The sequence below is a fragment of the Lichenicoccus roseus genome, assembly GCF_005844085.1.
GTDB classification, from domain to species: Bacteria; Pseudomonadota; Alphaproteobacteria; order Acetobacterales; family Acetobacteraceae; genus Lichenicoccus; species Lichenicoccus roseus.
The window spans coordinates 114,221-132,217 of record NZ_VCDI01000004.1; the positions used below are offsets into that span (position 1 = coordinate 114,221).

At 70.4% G+C, this 17,997-nt stretch carries 15 protein-coding genes; 14 read left to right on the forward strand and 1 reads right to left on the reverse strand.

What is annotated here, in order from left to right; genetic code table 11:
* Positions 1-10 precede the first annotated feature (10 nt).
* Entirely contained in the window at positions 11-1,939 is a 1,929-nt protein-coding gene (locus FE263_RS12915; RefSeq protein WP_138326440.1) for an autotransporter assembly complex protein TamA, read from the reverse strand.
* A 117-nt stretch (positions 1,940-2,056) separates the two neighbouring features.
* Here FE263_RS12915 and FE263_RS12920 point away from each other — a divergent pair, with 117 nt between their 5' ends.
* The 14 genes from FE263_RS12920 to gltA all read left to right on the forward strand — a co-directional run bounded on the left by FE263_RS12920 (position 2,057) and on the right by gltA (position 17,863).
* Entirely contained in the window at positions 2,057-3,151 is a 1,095-nt protein-coding gene (locus FE263_RS12920) for a lysophospholipid acyltransferase family protein (protein ID WP_138326441.1), read from the forward strand.
* Between the two features lie 182 nt (positions 3,152-3,333).
* Complete coding sequence (miaB, locus tag FE263_RS12925; protein ID WP_138326442.1) at positions 3,334-4,716, forward strand: tRNA (N6-isopentenyl adenosine(37)-C2)-methylthiotransferase MiaB; 1,383 nt, start codon at positions 3,334-3,336, stop codon at positions 4,714-4,716.
* Positions 4,717-4,721: 5 nt separating this feature from the next.
* Positions 4,722-5,858 carry a PhoH family protein gene (locus FE263_RS12930; protein ID WP_138326657.1) on the forward strand — a complete coding sequence of 379 codons (1,137 nt, stop codon included), beginning with the start codon at positions 4,722-4,724 and terminating at the stop codon, positions 5,856-5,858.
* Complete coding sequence (gene ybeY / locus FE263_RS12935) at positions 5,842-6,372, forward strand: rRNA maturation RNase YbeY (protein ID WP_138326443.1); 531 nt, start codon at positions 5,842-5,844, stop codon at positions 6,370-6,372. Before FE263_RS12930 ends, ybeY begins: the two co-directional genes overlap by 17 nt.
* Positions 6,369-7,298 carry a hemolysin family protein gene (locus FE263_RS12940; RefSeq protein ID WP_138326444.1) on the forward strand — a complete coding sequence of 310 codons (930 nt, stop codon included), beginning with the start codon at positions 6,369-6,371 and terminating at the stop codon, positions 7,296-7,298. Before ybeY ends, FE263_RS12940 begins: the two co-directional genes overlap by 4 nt.
* A gap of 135 nt (positions 7,299-7,433) precedes the next feature.
* Positions 7,434-8,963 carry a methyltransferase domain-containing protein gene (locus tag FE263_RS12945; RefSeq protein ID WP_138326445.1) on the forward strand — a complete coding sequence of 510 codons (1,530 nt, stop codon included), beginning with the start codon at positions 7,434-7,436 and terminating at the stop codon, positions 8,961-8,963.
* A 43-nt stretch (positions 8,964-9,006) separates the two neighbouring features.
* The gene (locus FE263_RS12950) at positions 9,007-9,480 is read left to right on the forward strand and encodes a hypothetical protein (RefSeq protein ID WP_138326446.1); all 474 of its coding nucleotides are present in this window, start codon (positions 9,007-9,009) and stop codon (positions 9,478-9,480) included.
* 330 nt (positions 9,481-9,810) lie between these two features.
* Positions 9,811-12,420, forward strand: a complete 2,610-nt coding sequence (locus FE263_RS12955; RefSeq protein ID WP_138326447.1) for a ligase-associated DNA damage response DEXH box helicase — start codon at positions 9,811-9,813, stop codon at positions 12,418-12,420.
* Positions 12,417-13,139 carry a ligase-associated DNA damage response endonuclease PdeM gene (gene pdeM / locus FE263_RS12960; RefSeq protein ID WP_138326448.1) on the forward strand — a complete coding sequence of 241 codons (723 nt, stop codon included), beginning with the start codon at positions 12,417-12,419 and terminating at the stop codon, positions 13,137-13,139. The genes FE263_RS12955 and pdeM overlap by 4 nt, the downstream gene beginning before the upstream one ends.
* Positions 13,140-13,188: 49 nt before the next feature.
* On the forward strand, positions 13,189-14,694 hold the full coding sequence (locus tag FE263_RS12965) for a cryptochrome/photolyase family protein (RefSeq protein WP_138326449.1): 1,506 nt from the start codon (positions 13,189-13,191) through the stop codon (positions 14,692-14,694).
* On the forward strand, positions 14,691-15,410 hold the full coding sequence (locus tag FE263_RS12970) for a metallophosphoesterase (protein ID WP_138326450.1): 720 nt from the start codon (positions 14,691-14,693) through the stop codon (positions 15,408-15,410). The genes FE263_RS12965 and FE263_RS12970 overlap by 4 nt, the downstream gene beginning before the upstream one ends.
* 133 nt (positions 15,411-15,543) lie before the next feature.
* Positions 15,544-15,903 carry a chorismate mutase gene (locus tag FE263_RS12975; protein ID WP_138326451.1) on the forward strand — a complete coding sequence of 120 codons (360 nt, stop codon included), beginning with the start codon at positions 15,544-15,546 and terminating at the stop codon, positions 15,901-15,903.
* The gene (locus tag FE263_RS12980; protein WP_205880367.1) at positions 15,900-16,406 is read left to right on the forward strand and encodes a SixA phosphatase family protein; all 507 of its coding nucleotides are present in this window, start codon (positions 15,900-15,902) and stop codon (positions 16,404-16,406) included. Before FE263_RS12975 ends, FE263_RS12980 begins: the two co-directional genes overlap by 4 nt.
* A 149-nt stretch (positions 16,407-16,555) precedes the next feature.
* Entirely contained in the window at positions 16,556-17,863 is a 1,308-nt protein-coding gene (gene gltA / locus FE263_RS12985; protein ID WP_138326452.1) for a citrate synthase, read from the forward strand.
* Positions 17,864-17,997 lie beyond the last annotated feature (134 nt).

Below are 17,997 nucleotides of genomic sequence, written 5' to 3' on the forward strand. Positions count from 1 at the left end.
GCGGCCGGCATCAGAACGTCTCTCCGAGGCCGACATAAAGCTCGAAGCTGTCACCGCCCTGCGGCTTGTTCAGCGGCACCGCGACGTCGACCCGGATCGGCCCGATCGGCGTGTAGTAGCGCGCACCGACGCCGGCGCCGACCCGCAGCGTGCCCTCGAGCGGCGCCGACCGGCTCGACACCTGGCCGGCATCCACGAAGGCGGCGGCGCCGAAGCTCTTGAACAGGCGCTGGCGGAACTCGAAGGTGGCGGCGTCTAGCGAGGTGCCGCCGACCGGGTAGCCGTCGGCGAATTGCGGCCCGACGCCCTGGTACTTGAAGCCGCGCACGGTGGAGCTGCCGCCGGCATAGAGCCGCTGGTCTGGAGGCAGCTGGAAGGTGGACGCTCCCTGCACCGAGCCCACGGTGGCGCGCACCGCGATCACGCTGCGGCCGGGACTGGCGAGGCCGACCCGCGCGAGATCGAAGTAGGTGGAGCCGGTCGCCTGCAGGATGGTGAAGAAGGCGCTGCCGCTGACGAAGCTCTCCGTCGGCGTCGCACCGAGGGACGCCCGTATGCCGTGCGTCGCGGCGTCCAGCGGATTGGCGAGGTCGGTGCTGTCGTAGCTGGCGCTGAGCGGGATCGAGGCCAGGGTGTAGTCGCGGGTGACGCCCTCCTGGTCGATCTGCTCCTGCTCGGCGGCAATGCCGGCGGCGACGCTCCAGTCCTTCGACAGCTTGCGGTTCAGGCCGACGCGGACCAGCAGCGCGGTCTGGTCGTAGGCCTGCAGGTTCTGCTTGAGGCCCTCGATGCGCACCACCAGGCTCTGGTCGCGATGCCAGAAGTCCGGCTTGGTGAGGTTGGCGAACACGTCGTAGCCGAGCCCCTGCTCGGCAGTACCGCCGATGCCGGTGGCAAGCGCCGTGAGGTCGAGCTGCTCGGCGTTGCCGAACAGGTTGTGGTGCGTCCACGTAACGCCGGCGCTGCCGCCGAGGTCGGTCGAATAGCCGGCCTGCGCCGAGACGGTGTGACGCAGCCCCTCGGTGAAGTCGAAGGTCAGCGGAATGCGGCCGTCGGGCTGCAGCTGCCTCGGATCGCTGCCGGATCCGCCGAGGCCGGTGCGCACCGCGACGTCGGAGAACACGCCGAGCCCCGCCAGGTCCTGCCGCGCCGCCTCGATGGCGCTGGGCTGGTAGAGCTGGCCCGGATGCAGCAGCAGGTGGCGACGGATGAAGTCTTCATGGACCCGCTTCAGCCCGTCCAGGCTGATGGTTCCGATATCCACGCGCGGGCCTTCATGCACGGTGTAGGCGACGTCTATGGTGTGATCCTGCGGCCGGAGCGTCGCCACCGGCGGCTTCACGTCGGCCAGCGCATGGCCCTCCTCGCGGAGCGCGCTCAGCAGGCGACCCTGCGCCGCCAGCACGTCCGACGCGATCGCCGGCTGTCCGGTCTTCAGGCCGAACGCATCGAGGGCGACAGGCGACAGCACCTCGTGCCCCGGGTCGGTAAGGGTGACGCGGCCAAGGGTGAACAGCGGGCCCAGCGTGAAGGAGAGCTTCACCGGCGCGGTCCGGCCCTTGGGGATCGCCGCCAGCACGTCCGGGAGGGTGGCGTCATCGCCCGCATGGCCGGCGACGCTGATGCTGACGGTGCCGGCGTAGTACCCGAAGCTCTCCAGCGCGGTCTGCAGCCTTGCATAGTCGGCGCGCGCCCGGCCAGCGAGCGCGAAAGGTCCGATTGGATGCAGCTTCTGCAGCGAGATCAGGCTGGACGAGCCGGCCAGCGCCGCGTCGAGAGAGGGATTGCCGGTCTTGGCGATGGTGGTCTTGTAGGGTTGCGGATCGGCCGCCAGCGCCGGCTGCACCCAGAGCAGGGCGGCGACCCAGGATAGCCGGACGGAGCGTGCGCGGCGCAGGACGGCACGGTGGTGGAAGAGGCAGGCCGGCAGGATCGTCACTCGAGTTCTCAGAGGAGGCCGGAAGGTGCCGGTTCAACCGGTTCCGGTGCAAGAACTACCGTCATGACAGAATGACGCCCGATTGTCGGCCCTCACGGTAACGGCTATGTGGCAACGATGCAGGCAGCTCCACGCCGGCTCGGCAGAAGAACCGGGCAGCACGGCGTCTCCGACATCCCCCTGAAAATTCAGGCCAAGGCGCACGGACGCGTCGGCACGCCGCCCAGCTTCGACCATCCCGGCGATCATCCGGTCCGGCTGCCGCCCGCCCGGCGCCTGCTGCGGCGGATCCGGGTGATCCGGCGCGGCCTGGTCATCATCTCCTGGACCGGCATCGGCTGCCTCGTGCAATCGGCGCTGCTCGGCCTGCCGGGGCGCGGCAAGGCGCGGTTCGCACGCACCTACTGGGCCATGGTCTGCAGGTTGCTCGGCCTGCAGGTGCGCGTCATCGGCGAGCCGGTCGGCGGCACCGGCGAGCGTCCGGTGGTATATGCATCGAACCATTCATCCTGGCTCGACGTGCCGGTGCTGGGCGGCCGTCTGCTGGCCTGCTTCGTGTCCAAGGACGACGTCAGCCATTGGCCGGTGGTCGGCCAGGTGGCGCGTCTCGGCCGGACCATCTTCGTCAGCCGGCAGCGCGGCACCACCGGACGCGAGCGCGACGCGATGCGCCACAGGTTGGGCGCCGGCGACGACCTGATCCTGTTTCCCGAGGGCACCAGCTCGGACGGCTGCCGCGTGCTGGCGTTCCACTCCTCGTTCTTCGCCGCCGCCAAGCCGAGCGGCGTGCAGCCGCCGGGCGCGATCCGGCCGCTCGTGCAGCCGGTGTCGGTGGTCTACGACCGGCTGGCCGGGCTGCCGGTCAACCATGCGCGCAGGCCGGTGTTCTCCTGGTATGGCGACATGGATCTGGCCTCGCACTTCTGGCAGCTGGCGCAGTGGCGCACCATGCGGGCGACCGTCCTGCTGCATCCGCCGCTCGATCCGGCCGATTTCCCAACCCGCAAGGAGCTGGCCCAGGCGACCTGGGACGCGGTCGCTGCCGGCGCCGCCGAACTGCGCCAGAACCGGCCGGTGCTGGTGCCGGCACGCCTGCCCCGGCCAGCCGTTGCCGCCGGGACACCGTCGCCTGCGGAACGGCCGGGCCATCCGGTGCATCCCCGGCCGTCCGGGCACTCGGTGCTTGACAAGCCGACTGCTTCCTTTGCCTGATCGTTGCGAACTCGAGACCGGGACAACCGCCGACGCATGATGTCGCCTGACCTCCTTGGCGCATGACCCCCGTCTCTTGCGGGTGCATGACTCTGTGAGGGGCCCTTGACCGGCGACCGGCCAGACCGGATTGCTCTGGCGCAACGCGGGACCTGCCCGCCGGCCGCCGGATTGCTGCTCAGATGAACCTGCCCTCTTCCCCCATCGCCTCGAGGCGCCTGCACGTGATCACGTGGGGCTGCCAGATGAATGTCTATGACAGCGCGCGGATGACCGACGTGCTGCGTCCGCTCGGCTACGCCCCGGCCGACAGTGCCGAGACGGCGGACATGGTGATCCTCAATACCTGCCATATCCGCGACCGCGCTGCCGAGAAGGTGTTCTCCGAACTTGGCCGGCTGCGTGTCATCAAGCAGGCACGCGCCGAGGCCGGCCAGGACACCATCCTCGCGGTGGCCGGCTGCGTTGCCCAGGCGGAGGGGCGCGAGATCCTGTCCCGCGCGCCCTATGTCGACATCGTGCTCGGGCCGCAGACCTACCACCGGCTGCCGGAGATGGTGGCGCGAGCCGCCCGGGCCGGCGGCGCGGTGATCGAGACCGACTTTCCGGCGGAACAGAAATTCGACTTCCTGCCCGACGCCACCGGGCCGCAGCTGCCGGGCGGCGTCACCGCCTTCCTCACCGTGCAGGAAGGCTGCGACAAGTTCTGCTCGTTCTGCGTGGTGCCCTACACGCGCGGCGCCGAGGCCAGCCGGCCGGCTGCCTCGGTGCTGGCGGAGGCCCGGCTGATGGTGGGGCAGGGCGTGCGCGAGATCACCCTGCTCGGCCAGAACGTGAACGCCTACCACGGCGACGGGCCGGACGGGCGGACCTGGGGCCTGGCCGGGCTGCTCCATGCGCTGGCCGAGATCCCCGGCCTGGCGCGGCTGCGCTACACCACCTCGCACCCGCGCGACATGGACGAGGCGCTGATCGAGGCGCACGCCGCGCTGCCGGCGCTGATGCCGTTCCTGCATCTGCCGGTGCAATCCGGCTCGGACCGCATGCTGGGCGCGATGAACCGCGGCCATGACGCGGCCGCCTACCGCAGCCTGGTCGAACGGCTCAGGGCTGCCCGTCCCGACCTCGCGTTGTCGTCGGACTTCATCGTCGGTCATCCCGGCGAGACCGAGGCGGATTTCGAGGCGACGCTGGCGCTGGTGCGCGACATCGGCTTCGCGCAGGCCTTCTCGTTCAAATACTCCCCGCGCCCCGGCACCCCCGCATCCGGCGCCCCCAACGCGGTGCCCGAACCGGTCAAGGACGAGCGGCTGCAACGCCTGCAGGCGCTGATCCGCGAGCAGCAGGACGCCTTCAACGCGGCCAGCGTCGGCATGACGATGCCGGTGCTGTTCACCGGCCATGGCCGCAAGCCCGGCCAGATCGGCGGCCGCTCCCCCTACCTGCAGGCGGTGCACGCCGCGGGCTCCGAAACGCTGATCGGCACCGAAGTGATGGTGACGATCGAGGCCATGCTCACCAATTCACTGACCGGTACCCTCTTACGGGAGAGAGCCTTCGCTTGAGCGATCTGTCAGCTGCCCCAGTTTCCGCCTCGGCCTCCGGCCATGCTCCGCTCGCACCCGGTGCGCGCAACGCCACCCTCCAGTTCGGCGACAATGCCCGATTGGCGACGCTCCTCGGTGACCACGACCGGCATCTCGTGCGCCTCGAGCAGGGCCTCGGGGTGCGGCTGTCCTGCCGTGGCAACCGTATCGCGATCTCCGGCGATCCCGGGCGGGTGGCGCTGGCGCGCTCGACCATCACCACGCTGTACCGGCGCATCGAGGAGGGCGGCAACGTCGACAGCAGCGAGGTGGACGCGGCGATCCGCATGTCCGACCTGCATGGCGACGTGCTGGACCTGCGCCGGGTGAACCCGCGCGGCGCCATGCGCGGCCCGACCCCGATCTTCGAGCCGACGCCGGAAAACGATCCGCGACTGCCGCTCAGCGACCTGCCGGCGATCCGCACCAAGCGCGGCGCCATCAGCCCGCGCTCGCCCGGGCAGGCCGGCTACATGGAAATGCTGGCCGGCCACGAGATGGTGTTCGGCATCGGTCCCGCCGGCACCGGCAAGACCTATCTCGCGGTGGCGCAGGCGGTGGCGATGCTGCTGGCCGGCCAGGTCGACCGCATCGTGCTCTCGCGTCCGGCGGTCGAGGCGGGCGAGCGGCTCGGCTTCCTGCCCGGCGACCTCAAGGAGAAGATCGACCCCTACCTGCGCCCGCTGTACGACGCGCTGCACGACATGATGCCCGGCGACCAGGTGGTGCGCCGGATGACCGCGGGCGAGATCGAGGTGGCACCGCTGGCGTTCATGCGCGGCCGGACCCTCGCGCATGCCTTCGTCATCCTCGACGAGGCGCAGAACACCACCGCGGCGCAGATGAAGATGTTCCTCACCCGCCTCGGTTCCGGCAGCCGCATGGTGATCACCGGCGACCTCAGCCAGATCGACCTGCCGAACGGTGTCACCAGCGGCCTGCGCGAGGCGGTCGAGACACTGGAGGGCCTGCCCGGCATCGGCATCACCCGCTTCGAAAGCAGGGATGTGGTGCGGCATCCGCTGGTTGCGCGTATCGTGGATGCCTATGATCAACGGGCGGCGGCCGAGCGGGATTCCCGCAGCAGGGCCCGCCGGGAGCACAATGGAACCTCGAAGTAGATCCTCCCTCGCGGGAGCGACACCATCCAGGGGCGACGCCGCGGTAGCCGGGGGCGCCGAGATCATCATCATCGACGCACGCTGGCGCCGGCTTGTGCCCGGAGCCGAGCGCATAGCCAGGCGTGCCGTCGCCGCGGCGGGCGGCGCGGGATCGGTGGTCCTCGACCGCGACCTGCGTGTGAAGCGCCTGAATGCGCGCCATCGCGGCCGCAACAAGCCGACCAACGTGCTCACCTTCGAGACCCATGTCGACGCAGGCAGCGGCGACATCGTGCTGGCGCTGGAGACGGTGCGTCGCGAGGCGCAGTCACAGATCCGGCGGCCGGCGCATCACCTGGCGCATCTCATCGTGCATGGCGCGCTGCACCTGCGCGGCCATGACCATCACCTGGCCGGCGACGCGCGCCGCATGGAGATGCAGGAAGCCCGCATCCTGCACCGCCTGCGCGTCCCGAACCCCTGGAAGACGCGCCCCGCCGTCACCGCCTCCTCCGTATCGGCCGCACCGGGATGAGCCAGATGCCGGACGACGTTCCCGAACCGCAGGCGCCGTCGCCACGGCGCGGACTGATCTCGTTCTTCGGCCGCAGGCGTGTCGAGCAGGGGCGGCTGCGCTCCTCCATCGCGGCCCTGGTGCAGGAGGCGGCCGAGGCGCCGCAATCCGGCGAGGAGCCGCCGGAGCTCGACCGACAGGAGCGCGCGCTGATCGCCAACGTGCTGCGCCTGCGCGGAATCACCGCCGACGACGTCATGGTGCCGCGCGCCGACATCGTGGCGATGGCGGCGGGCACCACCCTGGACGAGGCGCTGACCTTCCTGCGGCGCGAGAACCATTCCCGCCTGCCGGTCTATGGCGAGCAGCTCGACGACATCCTCGGCATGGTCCACATCAAGGACCTGCTGGCCTTTTCCGGCGATCCTGCCGGCTTCAGCCTGAAGTCGATCCTGCGCCAGCCGCTGATGATCGCGCCGCAGATGCCGGTGCTCGACCTGCTGCTGCAGATGCGACAGCGCCGCGTGCATCTTGCTCTGGTGGTCGACGAATACGGCGGCATCGACGGCCTGCTCACCATCGAGGACCTGGTCGAGACCATCGTCGGCGACATCGCCGACGAGCACGACGAGCCGGCGGTGGTCATGCTGGTCGAGCGCCAGGACGGCACCTTCGATGTCGATGCGCGCCTCGAGATCGAGGAGTTCGAGGCCCGGCTCGGGCCGGTGCTGACCGAGGACGAACGCGAGAGCGACATCGAGACGGTCGGCGGCCTGGTGTTCATGCTGGCGGGCCACGTGCCGACGCGGGGCGAGGTGCTGACACACGAGGGCGGTATCGAATTCCGGGTGCTCGACGCCGATGCCCGGCATATCCGTCGCGTGCGGGTGCGGCTGCCCGAGGCAGCCGCCCGCACCGCAGATGCGGCCAGCGCGGACCAGGCCTGAGGCAATCGGGCGATCGCACAACGTTAACGGGCGAGACAAGCGCGGGTGCCGGGTCTAACATCCATTGGCGAAACGACTGGTGCGTTTCCCGCATCTGTCCGGACCGATGGCCGCACCCAGAGTCCCGAGGCTGCCATGAGCCTTTTTACCCAACCGGGCCACGCCAGCGCCGCCGACCTGCTGCTGGATGACCCGCGCGTCGCCGGCGCGGTCAGCATCGAGAGCGCCACCACCACGGGCGGCGCCGGCCGGCGGCACAGCGTGCGCGTGCTGCCCGAGGCGCGCTGGCTCGAAGCACAGACCCGGCATGCGGCGGCTGCCGCCAGCCGGTCGTTGCTCGGGTGGCATAACACCTACGAGCTGGACCGGACCGTGGACGCCGGGATCATCCCGGACCGGCGAGTGCCCGACGGCGTCGAAGCCGTCACCGGCAGCCTGCTTGCCCTGCCGCATGAGCGGGTCCGCGAGACCGGCTGCGGCGACGGGCTGCTGCTGCGCGAACTGGCGCCGCACTGCAGGTCCTATGCGGCATCCGATGTCTCCGCCGTCTCGCTGGCCCGGCTGCGGGCCTGGCTCGAGGCGCGGCCGTCACTCGATCACGTGCAGGTTCTACGGCAGGCGGCGCATGAGACCGGCGGGACCGGCAAGGCCTCGCTCGACCTCGTGGTGATCGACGCCAGCGCGCAGCCATTTCCGGATGTCGATTATCTGGTCCGCGTGCTCGATGCCAACTGGAGTCAGGTGGCGCCCGGTGGCCATCTGTTCCTGCGCAACGTGCGCCTGCTGGGCCTGCAGACCACCGGCATCGCGGCCGCCGCGCTGGCTTACGCGCCGGACGACATGACGGTGGCGGCGCTGCGGCAGTCGATCCACGCCGGCTGGCTGGCGCAGTCCGAGCTGGCGCTCGATCCGGCCTTGTTCCACCGGTATGCCGGCTCTCGCGGCGCCACGGTGAGCGTGCGGCTCAGGCGCGGATGGTCCGTCTCCGACCCGATGCGCACGAGCTTTGACGTGCTGCTCGGCAAGGCGGCCGCTGGGCAAGCCGGACCGCCGCCGCCCGCCCTGCTGGACACCGTCCCGGCGCTGCGGCGCTGGCTCGCCGGTCCGGACCAGGGCAGCGCCCTGCTGCGCGCGCAACCTGATGCCCGGCTGGCCGGCGATGTGGCCACCTACCGCCTGCTCAGCACGGCGGCCGACAGCATGCGAGCGGTCGAGGTGCGCCGGTTGGTCGCGCTGCGGATGACCGCCGGGTGGCCGGAATTTCACCCGCTGCCGCGCCCCGCCCTGCCCGAGGCGCGTGGCATCGATCCGGATGCGATCGCAGCGCTATGTGCGGCATCCGGCTGCGGTGCGGTGATACTCGCAACGCCGCATGCTCGCGACGGCCGGTTCGACGTACTGGTCGAGCGCGCTGGTTCCGCCGGGCCGCCGCGGGGAATGCAGCCTGGTCTGGCGGACGGTCCGCTCGACGACCCGGCGATGGCGAACCATCCGCTGCTGCTGCAGTCACTGCGCAAGCTGTCGCAGTCGCTGCATAACGAACTCGCCCGCCTGCTGCCGGAAGCCGACATGCCGGCACGGATCCTGCCGGTGACCCGGCGCGACCAGCTCGTCCTCGGGGCGCCGGACTACGACGGCAGCTGGACGCTGACGGGCCGGCTTTAACCTCCTGGTTACTTCCGCAGCCTAGACTGGCTGGATGGCGGACGTGGTACCCCTCGCAGCGGTCCAGCAGCCGGCGGCGGCAACGCATGCCGGAGCTTCCACGTCTGGCCACGGCGGGCTGTTCCACGAAATCCTGTCCGACCTCAACCCGCTGCAGTACATCCCTGTAGTCGGCACGCTGTACCGCGCCATCACCGGGGACGAGGGCAACAGCACGCTGCGCAACATCGTGGCCCTCGGAACCAGTTTCGCGCTGGGTGGTCCGGTCGGCGTCGCCGTCACGGCGGTGGAGGAGGCAACCGGCATCGATCCCGCCCGCATGGCGCTCACCGCCGCGCTGCACCTGTTCCATGCCGGTCACGGCGACACCGGCGCCAAACCCGCCAGCGGTCCGTCCGGACCGGACGACGGCACCGCGCTGCTGGCGCAGGTACAGCCGTTTCCGCAACTGCCCGCCGGACAGACCTACGACGCGGAGACGCTGAACATGATGGAGCTGCAGCGGCTGCGCGGGTGAGCGGAGCCGGAAATTGACCGCAAGCTGGTAGTCCGTGCTCCCGCAGCGGCCGTTGGCGAGGATCACCTCGACGGTCAGCAGGCCCGGGCCGACATATCCGGACGTGCAGAACTGGGCGACGCCGTCCTGCGGCTCACCCAGCGAGCAGCAGCTGCGTGCAAGCAGATATCCGCTCCTCATCGCCGCCCCCGGCTCGTCTTGCCGACGATGGTCCCGGGAGAGCTTCGAAGGCGCGCCGGTTTACGCAACACCGTTACCTCAGGTCACGATCCCGCCCCCACCATGCGCCAGCCTTGCGGGATGGGATCGGCGGTCTATTGTGAACAGAGTATGAACGCGTCCCTCCCGGCCCCTTTCGTTGCCTGGTTCGCTCGGCGCGGCTGGATGCCGCGGGCGCACCAGATCGCGGTGCTGGACGCAGCGTCCCGGAACCAGGACGTGCTGCTGATCGCGCCCACCGGCGGCGGCAAGACCCTCGCCGGCTTCCTGCCGAGCCTGGTCGAGCTGGGGCGGCAACCGGCAGACGGGTTGCACACCCTCTATGTCAGCCCGCTCAAGGCGCTGGCCACCGATATCGCCCGCAACCTCACCGCACCGGTCGAGGAGATGGGCCTCGCCATCGCCATCGAGACGCGCACCGGCGACACCCCCGCCGACCGGCGCGCCCGGCAGCGTGAACGTCCGCCGCAGATCCTGCTCACCACGCCGGAGAGTCTGGCGCTGCTGCTGTCCCGGCGCGACGCCGGCAGCTTCTTTGCCGGCCTGCGCCGCATCGTGATCGACGAGGCGCACGCGCTCGCCGGCACCAAGCGCGGCGACCAGCTCGCCCTGTGCCTGGCCCGGCTGTCGCAGCTGGCACCGGCGGCGCGGCGCATCGGATTGTCCGCCACCGTCGCCGATCCGGACCTGCTGCGCCGCTATGTCGGCCTCGACACCCCTGCCCGGCTGATCGAGGCAGAGCCGGGCGCAGCACCGCGCATCGGGCTGATGCTGCCGCAGGAGCGGGTGCCGTGGTCTGGGCGCATGGGCCTCGCCGGCGCATCCGCCATCCTCGATCGCATCGGCCAGGCCGGCATGACGATCGTGTTCGTCAACACCCGGGCGCAGGCCGAGCTGCTGTTCCAGGCGATCTGGCGCATCAACGAGGCGACGCTGCCGATCGCACTGCATCACGGCTCGCTCGACATCAACCAGCGCCGCCGCGTCGAGGCGGCGATGGCGCGCGGCGGTGGCACGAAGGACGGGCTGCGCGCGGTGATCGCCACCTCGTCGCTCGATCTCGGCATCGACTGGGGCGGCATCGACCAGGTGATCCAGGTCGGCGCGCCGAAAGGGGTGTCGCGCCTGCTGCAGCGGGTCGGCCGCGCCAACCACCGCATGGACGAAAGCTCGGCAGCGCTGCTGGTGCCGGCCAACCGCTTCGAGGTGCTGGAATGCGAGGCGGCGATCCAGGGGGTCGCCGCCGGCGAGCTGGACGGCGATCCGCCGGTGCCGGGTGGCCTCGACGTGCTGGCGCAGCACCTGCTGCTGATGGCCGCCTCCGGACCGTTCGGCGTCGAGGCGATGTATGACGAGGTGCGGCTGGCGCAGCCCTATGCCGAGCTGAGCCGGCGCGACTACGACGACGTGCTCGGCTTCGTCGAGGATGGCGGCTACGCGCTGGCCGCCTACGACCGCTACCGCAAGCTGTTCCGCGACGCCGAGGGGCTGGTCCACATCCGTGGCGAACGGGTGGCGCGGCAGGCACGGATGAATGCCGGCACCATCGTCGAGGCGCCGGTGCTGAAGGTGCGCCTCGGCGGTCCGCGTGGCCTGGTGCTGGGCGAGATCGAGGAGAGCTTCGCCAACCATCTGCGCGAGGGCGACGCCTTCATGTTCGCCGGCCGCAAGCTGCGCTTCCTGCGCCTGCGCGAGGTCAACGTGGAGGTGTCCGACGGCGCCAGCGGCGATCCGCTGGTGCCCACCTGGGCCGGCTCCAAGAACCCGCTGACCTCGGGGCTCGCGGCCCGGGTGCGGCGCATGCTGCACGATCCCGAGGCGCGGCTGCTCTATCCCGAGCCGGTGCAGGAGTGGCTGCGGCTGCAGCTCGAGCATTCGGTGCTGCCGGGGCCGGACGATCTGCTGGTGGAGATCTTCCCGCGCCACGGCCGGATGTTCCTGATCGCCTACTGCTTCGAGGGCCGGCTGGCGCACCAGACGCTGGGCATGCTGCTGACCCGCCGGCTGGCACGCGCCGGTGCGCAGCCGCTCGGCTTCGTCGCCAGCGACTATGCGATCGCCATCTGGTGCGCCGAGGCGCCGCCCGCGGATATCGGCGGCCTGTTCGCCCAGGAGATGCTCGGCGACGATCTCGAGGCCTGGATGGCGGAGAGCTCGATGCTGCGGCGGACCTTCCGGAATGTAGCGGTGGTGGCGGGGCTGATCGAGCGCCAGCATCCGGGCGCCAATGCCAGCCGGCGGCAGGTCACTGTGAACACCGACCTCGTGTACGACGTGCTGCGCCGGCACCAGCCCGATCATGTTCTGCTGCGCGCGACAAGGCAGGAGGCCGCCGGCGGCTTGACCGATATCGGCCGGCTGGGCGATCTGCTTGCGCGTATCGTGGGCCGCGTTCGCGTCATGCGGCTCGACCGCGTGTCGCCCCTGGCGGTGCCGGTGATGCTGGATATCGGTCGCGAGCATGTGCGCGACGAGGATGCGGAGGATAGCCTGCTGGCAGAGACCGAGGCGTTGATCGCTGAAGCGACCGGCGCCGCCGAGCCGTCGACCGAGGAGATGCGCATCGCCCCCGGCCACGCGCAGGAGCTGCGCCGGCTGACCCGGCAGCCGGGCGTCCGCCAGGGTGGCCGGCGTCCGCGCCCCTATCGCGGCGAGGGCGGTGGCCGATCGCCTGCCGGTAGCGCCGCGCGTGCGCCCGGACGTCCCGGGGATCGCCCGTGAACGCCGCCCCGCTGCACGTTGCCGGCGAGCGCCTGATGCTGGATCCGGCCGGCGTGCTGTTCTGGCCGGCGGCGAAGCTGTTGGTGGTGGCCGACCTGCACCTGGAGAAGGGCTCCGCCGCAGCCGGGCGCGGCGCGCTGGTGCCACCCTGGGACACCAGGATCACGTTGGACCGGCTGCTGCTGCGCATCCAGCACTGGCGTCCGGAGATCGTGGTGGCGCTTGGCGACAGCTTCCACGACCGCCGCGCGGCACTGCGGCTGACACTATCGGACGGCGAGCGGGTACGTCGCCTCGGTAGCCTTGCACGGCTGGTGTGGGTGCTCGGCAACCACGACCCGACGCCGCCGGAGGGCCTGCCGGGCGAGAGCGCGCAGGAGTTCGCCCTTGGGCCGCTCCGCTTCCGTCACCAGGCGGTTGACGGTCTGCCGGCGCGACAGGCCGAGCTGTGCGGCCATCACCACCCGAAGGCGCGCATCGCCACCCGGGGCGGCGCCATCTCCCGGCCCTGCTTCGTGGCCGACAGCCGGCGCATCATCCTGCCGGCGTTCGGCGCCTATACCGGCGGCCTCGACGTCACCAGCCCGCCGATCGCCCGGCTGTTCCCGCGCGGCGGCCGCGCCTTCCTGCTCGGTGCTGAACGCTTGTTTAGTTTTGCCCTGAACGGTGTGCCATCCTCACCTCCGAGGTCCAGAACCGGCGCCCGCCTCAACTGTTGAAGGCGGTATCAGGATCAGGAAGTGCCGGATGCCGCAAGGCGAAACGAAGATGGCCCACAAGCCGGGAGCCAAGGCGGCGAGTGACCGGGGCGACGACACGGCCCTCGTGTGGTTCCGCAACGACCTCAGGCTCGCCGACCACCGCCCGCTGACCGAGGCGCTGCAGGAAGCCCGCCACGTGCTGTGCGTGTTCGTGCTCGACCGCAAGGCCGGGGGCGCCTGGGCGCTCGGCGGCGCATCGCTCTGGTGGCTGCATCACAGCCTCGCCGCGCTTGCCGAGGCGATCGGCAAGGCGGGTGGCACACTCATCCTGCGCGAAGGCGACGCCGCGAAGATCATTCCGGCGCTGGCCTCAGAGGCGGGCGCGGCTAGCGTGCATTGCGGACGCTCGCACGAACCGGTGCTGCGCGAGCTGGACCGCCGGGTCGAGAAGGCGCTGGCGCAGCATGACATCGCTTTCAGGTCGCACCGCGTCTCGACGCTGTTCGAGCTCGACACCATCCGCACCCAGACCGGCAAGGTCTACGGCGTCTACACCCCGTTCGCGCGGACCTGCCGCGGCCTGCCGGATCCGGAGCCGCCGCTGCCGCCGGTGAAGCAGCTGCATGCCCCCGACGGCAAGTTCGCGTCCGACCGACTGGAGGATTGGCACCTGCTGCCGACACGGCCGGACTGGGCCGGCGGACTGCGCGACGCCTGGAACCCGGGCGAGGCCGGGGCGCACGCACGCATGCAGCGCTTCCTGGCCGACCATCTCGACGACTACGGCGACAGCCGCAACATCCCCGGCAACGAGGATGGCACGTCCATGCTGTCACCGCACCTGCGCTGGGGCGAGCTCTCCCCGGTGCAGGTCTGGCACGCAGCGCGCGAGGCGAACGGACAGGGCCGGGCAAGGAAGGGCAGCACCGGACGTTCCGGTTTCGACACCTTCCAGGGCGAGATCCTGTGGCACGAATTCGCCGCCTACCTGCTGCACCACAACCCGGCGATGCCGGACGAGCCGCTGCGCCCTGCCTACAACCGGCTGCGCTGGCGCCACGACCCGCGCGGCCTGCAGGCGTGGCAGCGCGGACAGACCGGCGTGCCGATTGTCGATGCCGGGATGCGCCAGCTCTGGCATATCGGCTGGATGCACAACCGCGTGCGGATGATCACCGCCTCCCTGCTGACGAAGCATCTGCTGGTGTCCTGGCAGGAAGGCGAGGCCTGGTTCTGGGACACGCTGGTGGATGGCGACCTCGCCACCAACAGCGCCAGCTGGCAGTGGGTCGCCGGCACCGGTACCGACAGCCAGCCCTTCTTCAGGATCTTCAATCCGGTCACCCAGGGCCGCAAGTTCGATCCGGACGGCGCCTACGTGCGTCGCTGGGTGCCCGAGCTGCAGCGCCTCGGCGATCGCTGGCTGCATGAGCCATGGGAGGCGCCGGAGGCGGAACTCGAGCGCGCCGGCATCCGGCTCGGGGACCATTACCCCCGGCCGGTCATCTCGCTGACCGAGGGCCGCGACCGTGCGCTGGCAGCCTTCCGCAACGAGGTGCGTGCCGCCTCATGAGCGCCGACGGTCCCCCGCCCCAGGCGGGTCGCCTCGCACCCGGACATGCCTGGCCGGACCTTGCCGGGCGACCGTTGCGTGTGGTGGGCGACGTCCATGGCGACACCCGCGCCTTCAGCCATGCTGTTGCCACCGACCGCTTCATCATCCAGCTCGGCGACCTGGTCGACCACGGCCCAGATAGCGCCGGCACCCTGCGCATCATGTTCCGCCTGATCGACGAGGGTCGCGGCATGTTCATCCTCGGCAACCACGATCGCAAGCTGGGTCGTGCGCTGGGCGGACGGCGGATGCGGCCGGATCCGCCGCTGGAGGCCACCCTCGCCCAGCTCGACGACGAACTGCGCGCCCGCGCACTCGCCGAGATCGGCCGGGCGCCGGCCTGGATGGTGCTGGGCCAGCGTGCCTTCGTGCATGGGGGCTTCCATACCGGCATGCTGGAGCAGGATCCACCGCCCGGGCTAGACGGCGTCTCGCACCTGCTGTCCCGCGCGTTGTTCGGGGAAACTACCGGACGCATGCAGGAGGACGGCTACCCGGAGCGGCGGCTCGGCTGGGTCGACCACATCCCGCGCGGCTACACCGTCTACTGCGGTCATGACCGGCGGAGCCCGGACGGACGCCCCTGGGTCAAGCATGGCCGCAACGGCGGCACCGCGATCTTCACCGATACCGGCGCCGGCAAGGGCGGCCACCTGGCCTGGATCGATCTGTAGGCCGGCGTCACCCTCCGCCCAGCCGCCGCCGCGCCTTGTCGGTGCCCCGTTGATCCTGCACACTTCCGCGTCCGGAACCGTGCGTGTGCGGTGGCCGGACGATCACACGTCCCGGCCGGCGCGAGGAGCAGATTTGGATCAGACGGCGGCGGACCAGGATCAGGCAGAGGGGCTGGCGGATCTGCAGTCGCTCAGGAGCAGCATCGACAATATCGATGCTGCCCTGATCCACATGCTCGCCGAGCGGTTCCGCTGCACCAAGGCGGTCGGCGAGTTGAAGGCGCGACACGCCATGCCGCCAGCCGATCCGGCCCGCGAGGCGCTGCAGGTGGCCCGCCTGCGCCGGCTGGCGCAGGAGGCACGGCTGGACCCGGATTTCGCCGAGAAGTTCCTGGCCTTCGTCATCCGCGAGGTGATCCGGCATCACGAGGCAGCGGCGATCGACGCCGCCTCCGGTCCGGTCGCCACGGGCATGGCCAGGCGGGAGGCATGACCGACGAGCGCCGGCTGCTGCTGCTGCGCCATGCCAAGGCGCTCGCCGCCGCACCCGGGGCGCCGGACGATTGGGATCATGCGCGCCCGCTCGCCGATCGTGGCCTGATGGACGCGGCCGCGATGGGACGGTTGCTGCGCGAGCGTGGATGGCGACCGGAGCAGGCGCTGGTCAGCACCGCGGCGCGAGCCCGGCAGACCTACGCACAGCTCGGCCTGCAGCCGCCGGACGGCAGCACCGCGGCTGCGTTTCACGACCATCTCTACCTCGCCGAGCCGGACAGCCTGCTCGACGCGCTGCGCGAGGCGCCGGCCGACGCCGACAGCGTGCTGCTGGTCGGGCACAATCCCGGGCTGCATGAGCTCGCCTACCGGCTGTCCGGCGAGGCGGATGCGCTGCAGCGCGGCTTTCCTACCTGCATGCTCGCAATCTTTGCCGTGGAAGGGTGCTGGTCGACGCTGGATGCACGTCACGCCCGGTTGCTGGACGTGGTTGCACCATGAGCGTCCCCGGGGCGCCCTGCCCGCGGCACACGCGGTGCCGGTTGCCACGGGCGTGCCTTGACCATAGATCTGCCACGATCTCTCGAAGCCCAAGATAGTCGAACCCCGGAACACATGGCCGACGGCTCCGGTCAGGACAGGAACATCGCATGAGCGGGACAGCCACTTCCTCGGTCACGATCAGCCTCGACGACACCGGCAAGTCGGCCAAGCTGCCGCTGCTGACCGGCTCCCTCGGGCCGGCGGTCGCCGACATCCGCAAGCTGCATGCCGACCTCGGCATCTTCACCTACGATCCCGGCTATGGCGGCACCGCGGCGTGCGAAAGCAAGATCACCTATATCGACGGCGACGAGGGGGTGCTGCTGCATCGCGGCTATCCGATCGCGCAGCTTGCCGAGCAGTCGACGTTCCTGGAGGTCGGCTATCTGCTGCTGCATGGCGAGCTGCCGAACGCCCAGGAGAACCGGGACTTCGTCGCCCAGATCACCAACCACACGCTGCTGCACGAGCAGCTCCGGCATTTCTACAACGGCTTCCGCCGCGACGCGCATCCGATGGCGATCATCTGTGGCGTGGTCGGCGCGTTGTCGGCCTTCTACCACGACAGCCTCGATATCAACGATCCGGCGCATCGCGAGCTGTCGGCGCTGCGGCTGATCGCCAAGATGCCGACCATTGCCGGCTGGGCGTTCAAGTATGCGCAGGGCATGCCGTTCGTGTATCCGCGCAACGACCTCGGCTATGCCGAGAACTTCCTGCACATGATGTTCGCGATGCCGAGCGAGCCGTACAAGGTGAGCCCGGTGCTGGCGCGCGCGATGGATCGCATCCTGATCCTGCATGCCGACCACGAGCAGAACGCGTCCACCAGCACGGTGCGCCTCGCCGGCTCGACCGGTGCCAACCCGTTCGCCTGCATCGCCGCCGGCATCGCCTCGCTCTGGGGCCCGTCGCATGGCGGCGCCAACGAGGCGGTGCTGAAGATGCTGAACGAGATCGGCACCAAGGATCACATCCCGGAGTTCATCCGGAAGGTGAAGGACAAGAGCAGCGGCGTGAAGCTGATGGGCTTCGGCCACCGCGTGTACAAGAACTTCGACCCGCGCGCGAAGATCATGCAGGCGACCTGTCACGAGGTGCTGGGCGAACTCGGCATCAAGAACGAGCCGTTGCTGGAACTCGCTGTCGAGCTGGAGAAGATCGCCATCGAGGACGAGTATTTCGTAAGCCGGAAGCTGTATCCGAACGTCGATTTCTATTCGGGCATCATCCTCAAGGCGATGGGCATCCCGACCAGCATGTTCACCGTGCTGTTCGCCGTCGCCCGCACCGTCGGCTGGATCAGCCAGTGGAAGGAGATGATCGAGGAGCCCGGCCAGCGCATCGGCCGCCCCCGCCAGATCTACACCGGCAGCCCGCAGCGAGACTTCGTCCCCCTGCACCAGCGCGGCTAGCCTACCTTACGCTTCGCCTGGCACGGGAACCGGCGCGCTGCCGTACCAGGCTGAGTCAGAGGTGACCTACGCGCCGCCCGTCGTGTTTTGCCGAGCACCGGAGCGGAGCGGCCGTCGGGCCGTGAGCACCGGAG

Coding starts and splice junctions, on each gene's coding strand:
- FE263_RS12920 (WP_138326441.1), top strand. CDS start 2,057: ATGCAGGCAGCTCCACGCCGGCTCGGCAGAAGAACCGGGCAGCACGGC.
- miaB (WP_138326442.1), top strand. CDS start 3,334: ATGAACCTGCCCTCTTCCCCCATCGCCTCGAGGCGCCTGCACGTGATC.
- ybeY (WP_138326443.1), top strand. CDS start 5,842: ATGGAACCTCGAAGTAGATCCTCCCTCGCGGGAGCGACACCATCCAGG.
- FE263_RS12940 (WP_138326444.1), top strand. CDS start 6,369: ATGAGCCAGATGCCGGACGACGTTCCCGAACCGCAGGCGCCGTCGCCA.
- FE263_RS12945 (WP_138326445.1), top strand. CDS start 7,434: ATGAGCCTTTTTACCCAACCGGGCCACGCCAGCGCCGCCGACCTGCTG.
- FE263_RS12955 (WP_138326447.1), top strand. CDS start 9,811: ATGAACGCGTCCCTCCCGGCCCCTTTCGTTGCCTGGTTCGCTCGGCGC.
- FE263_RS12965 (WP_138326449.1), top strand. CDS start 13,189: ATGGCCCACAAGCCGGGAGCCAAGGCGGCGAGTGACCGGGGCGACGAC.
- FE263_RS12970 (WP_138326450.1), top strand. CDS start 14,691: ATGAGCGCCGACGGTCCCCCGCCCCAGGCGGGTCGCCTCGCACCCGGA.
- FE263_RS12980 (WP_205880367.1), top strand. CDS start 15,900: ATGACCGACGAGCGCCGGCTGCTGCTGCTGCGCCATGCCAAGGCGCTC.
- gltA (WP_138326452.1), top strand. CDS start 16,556: ATGAGCGGGACAGCCACTTCCTCGGTCACGATCAGCCTCGACGACACC.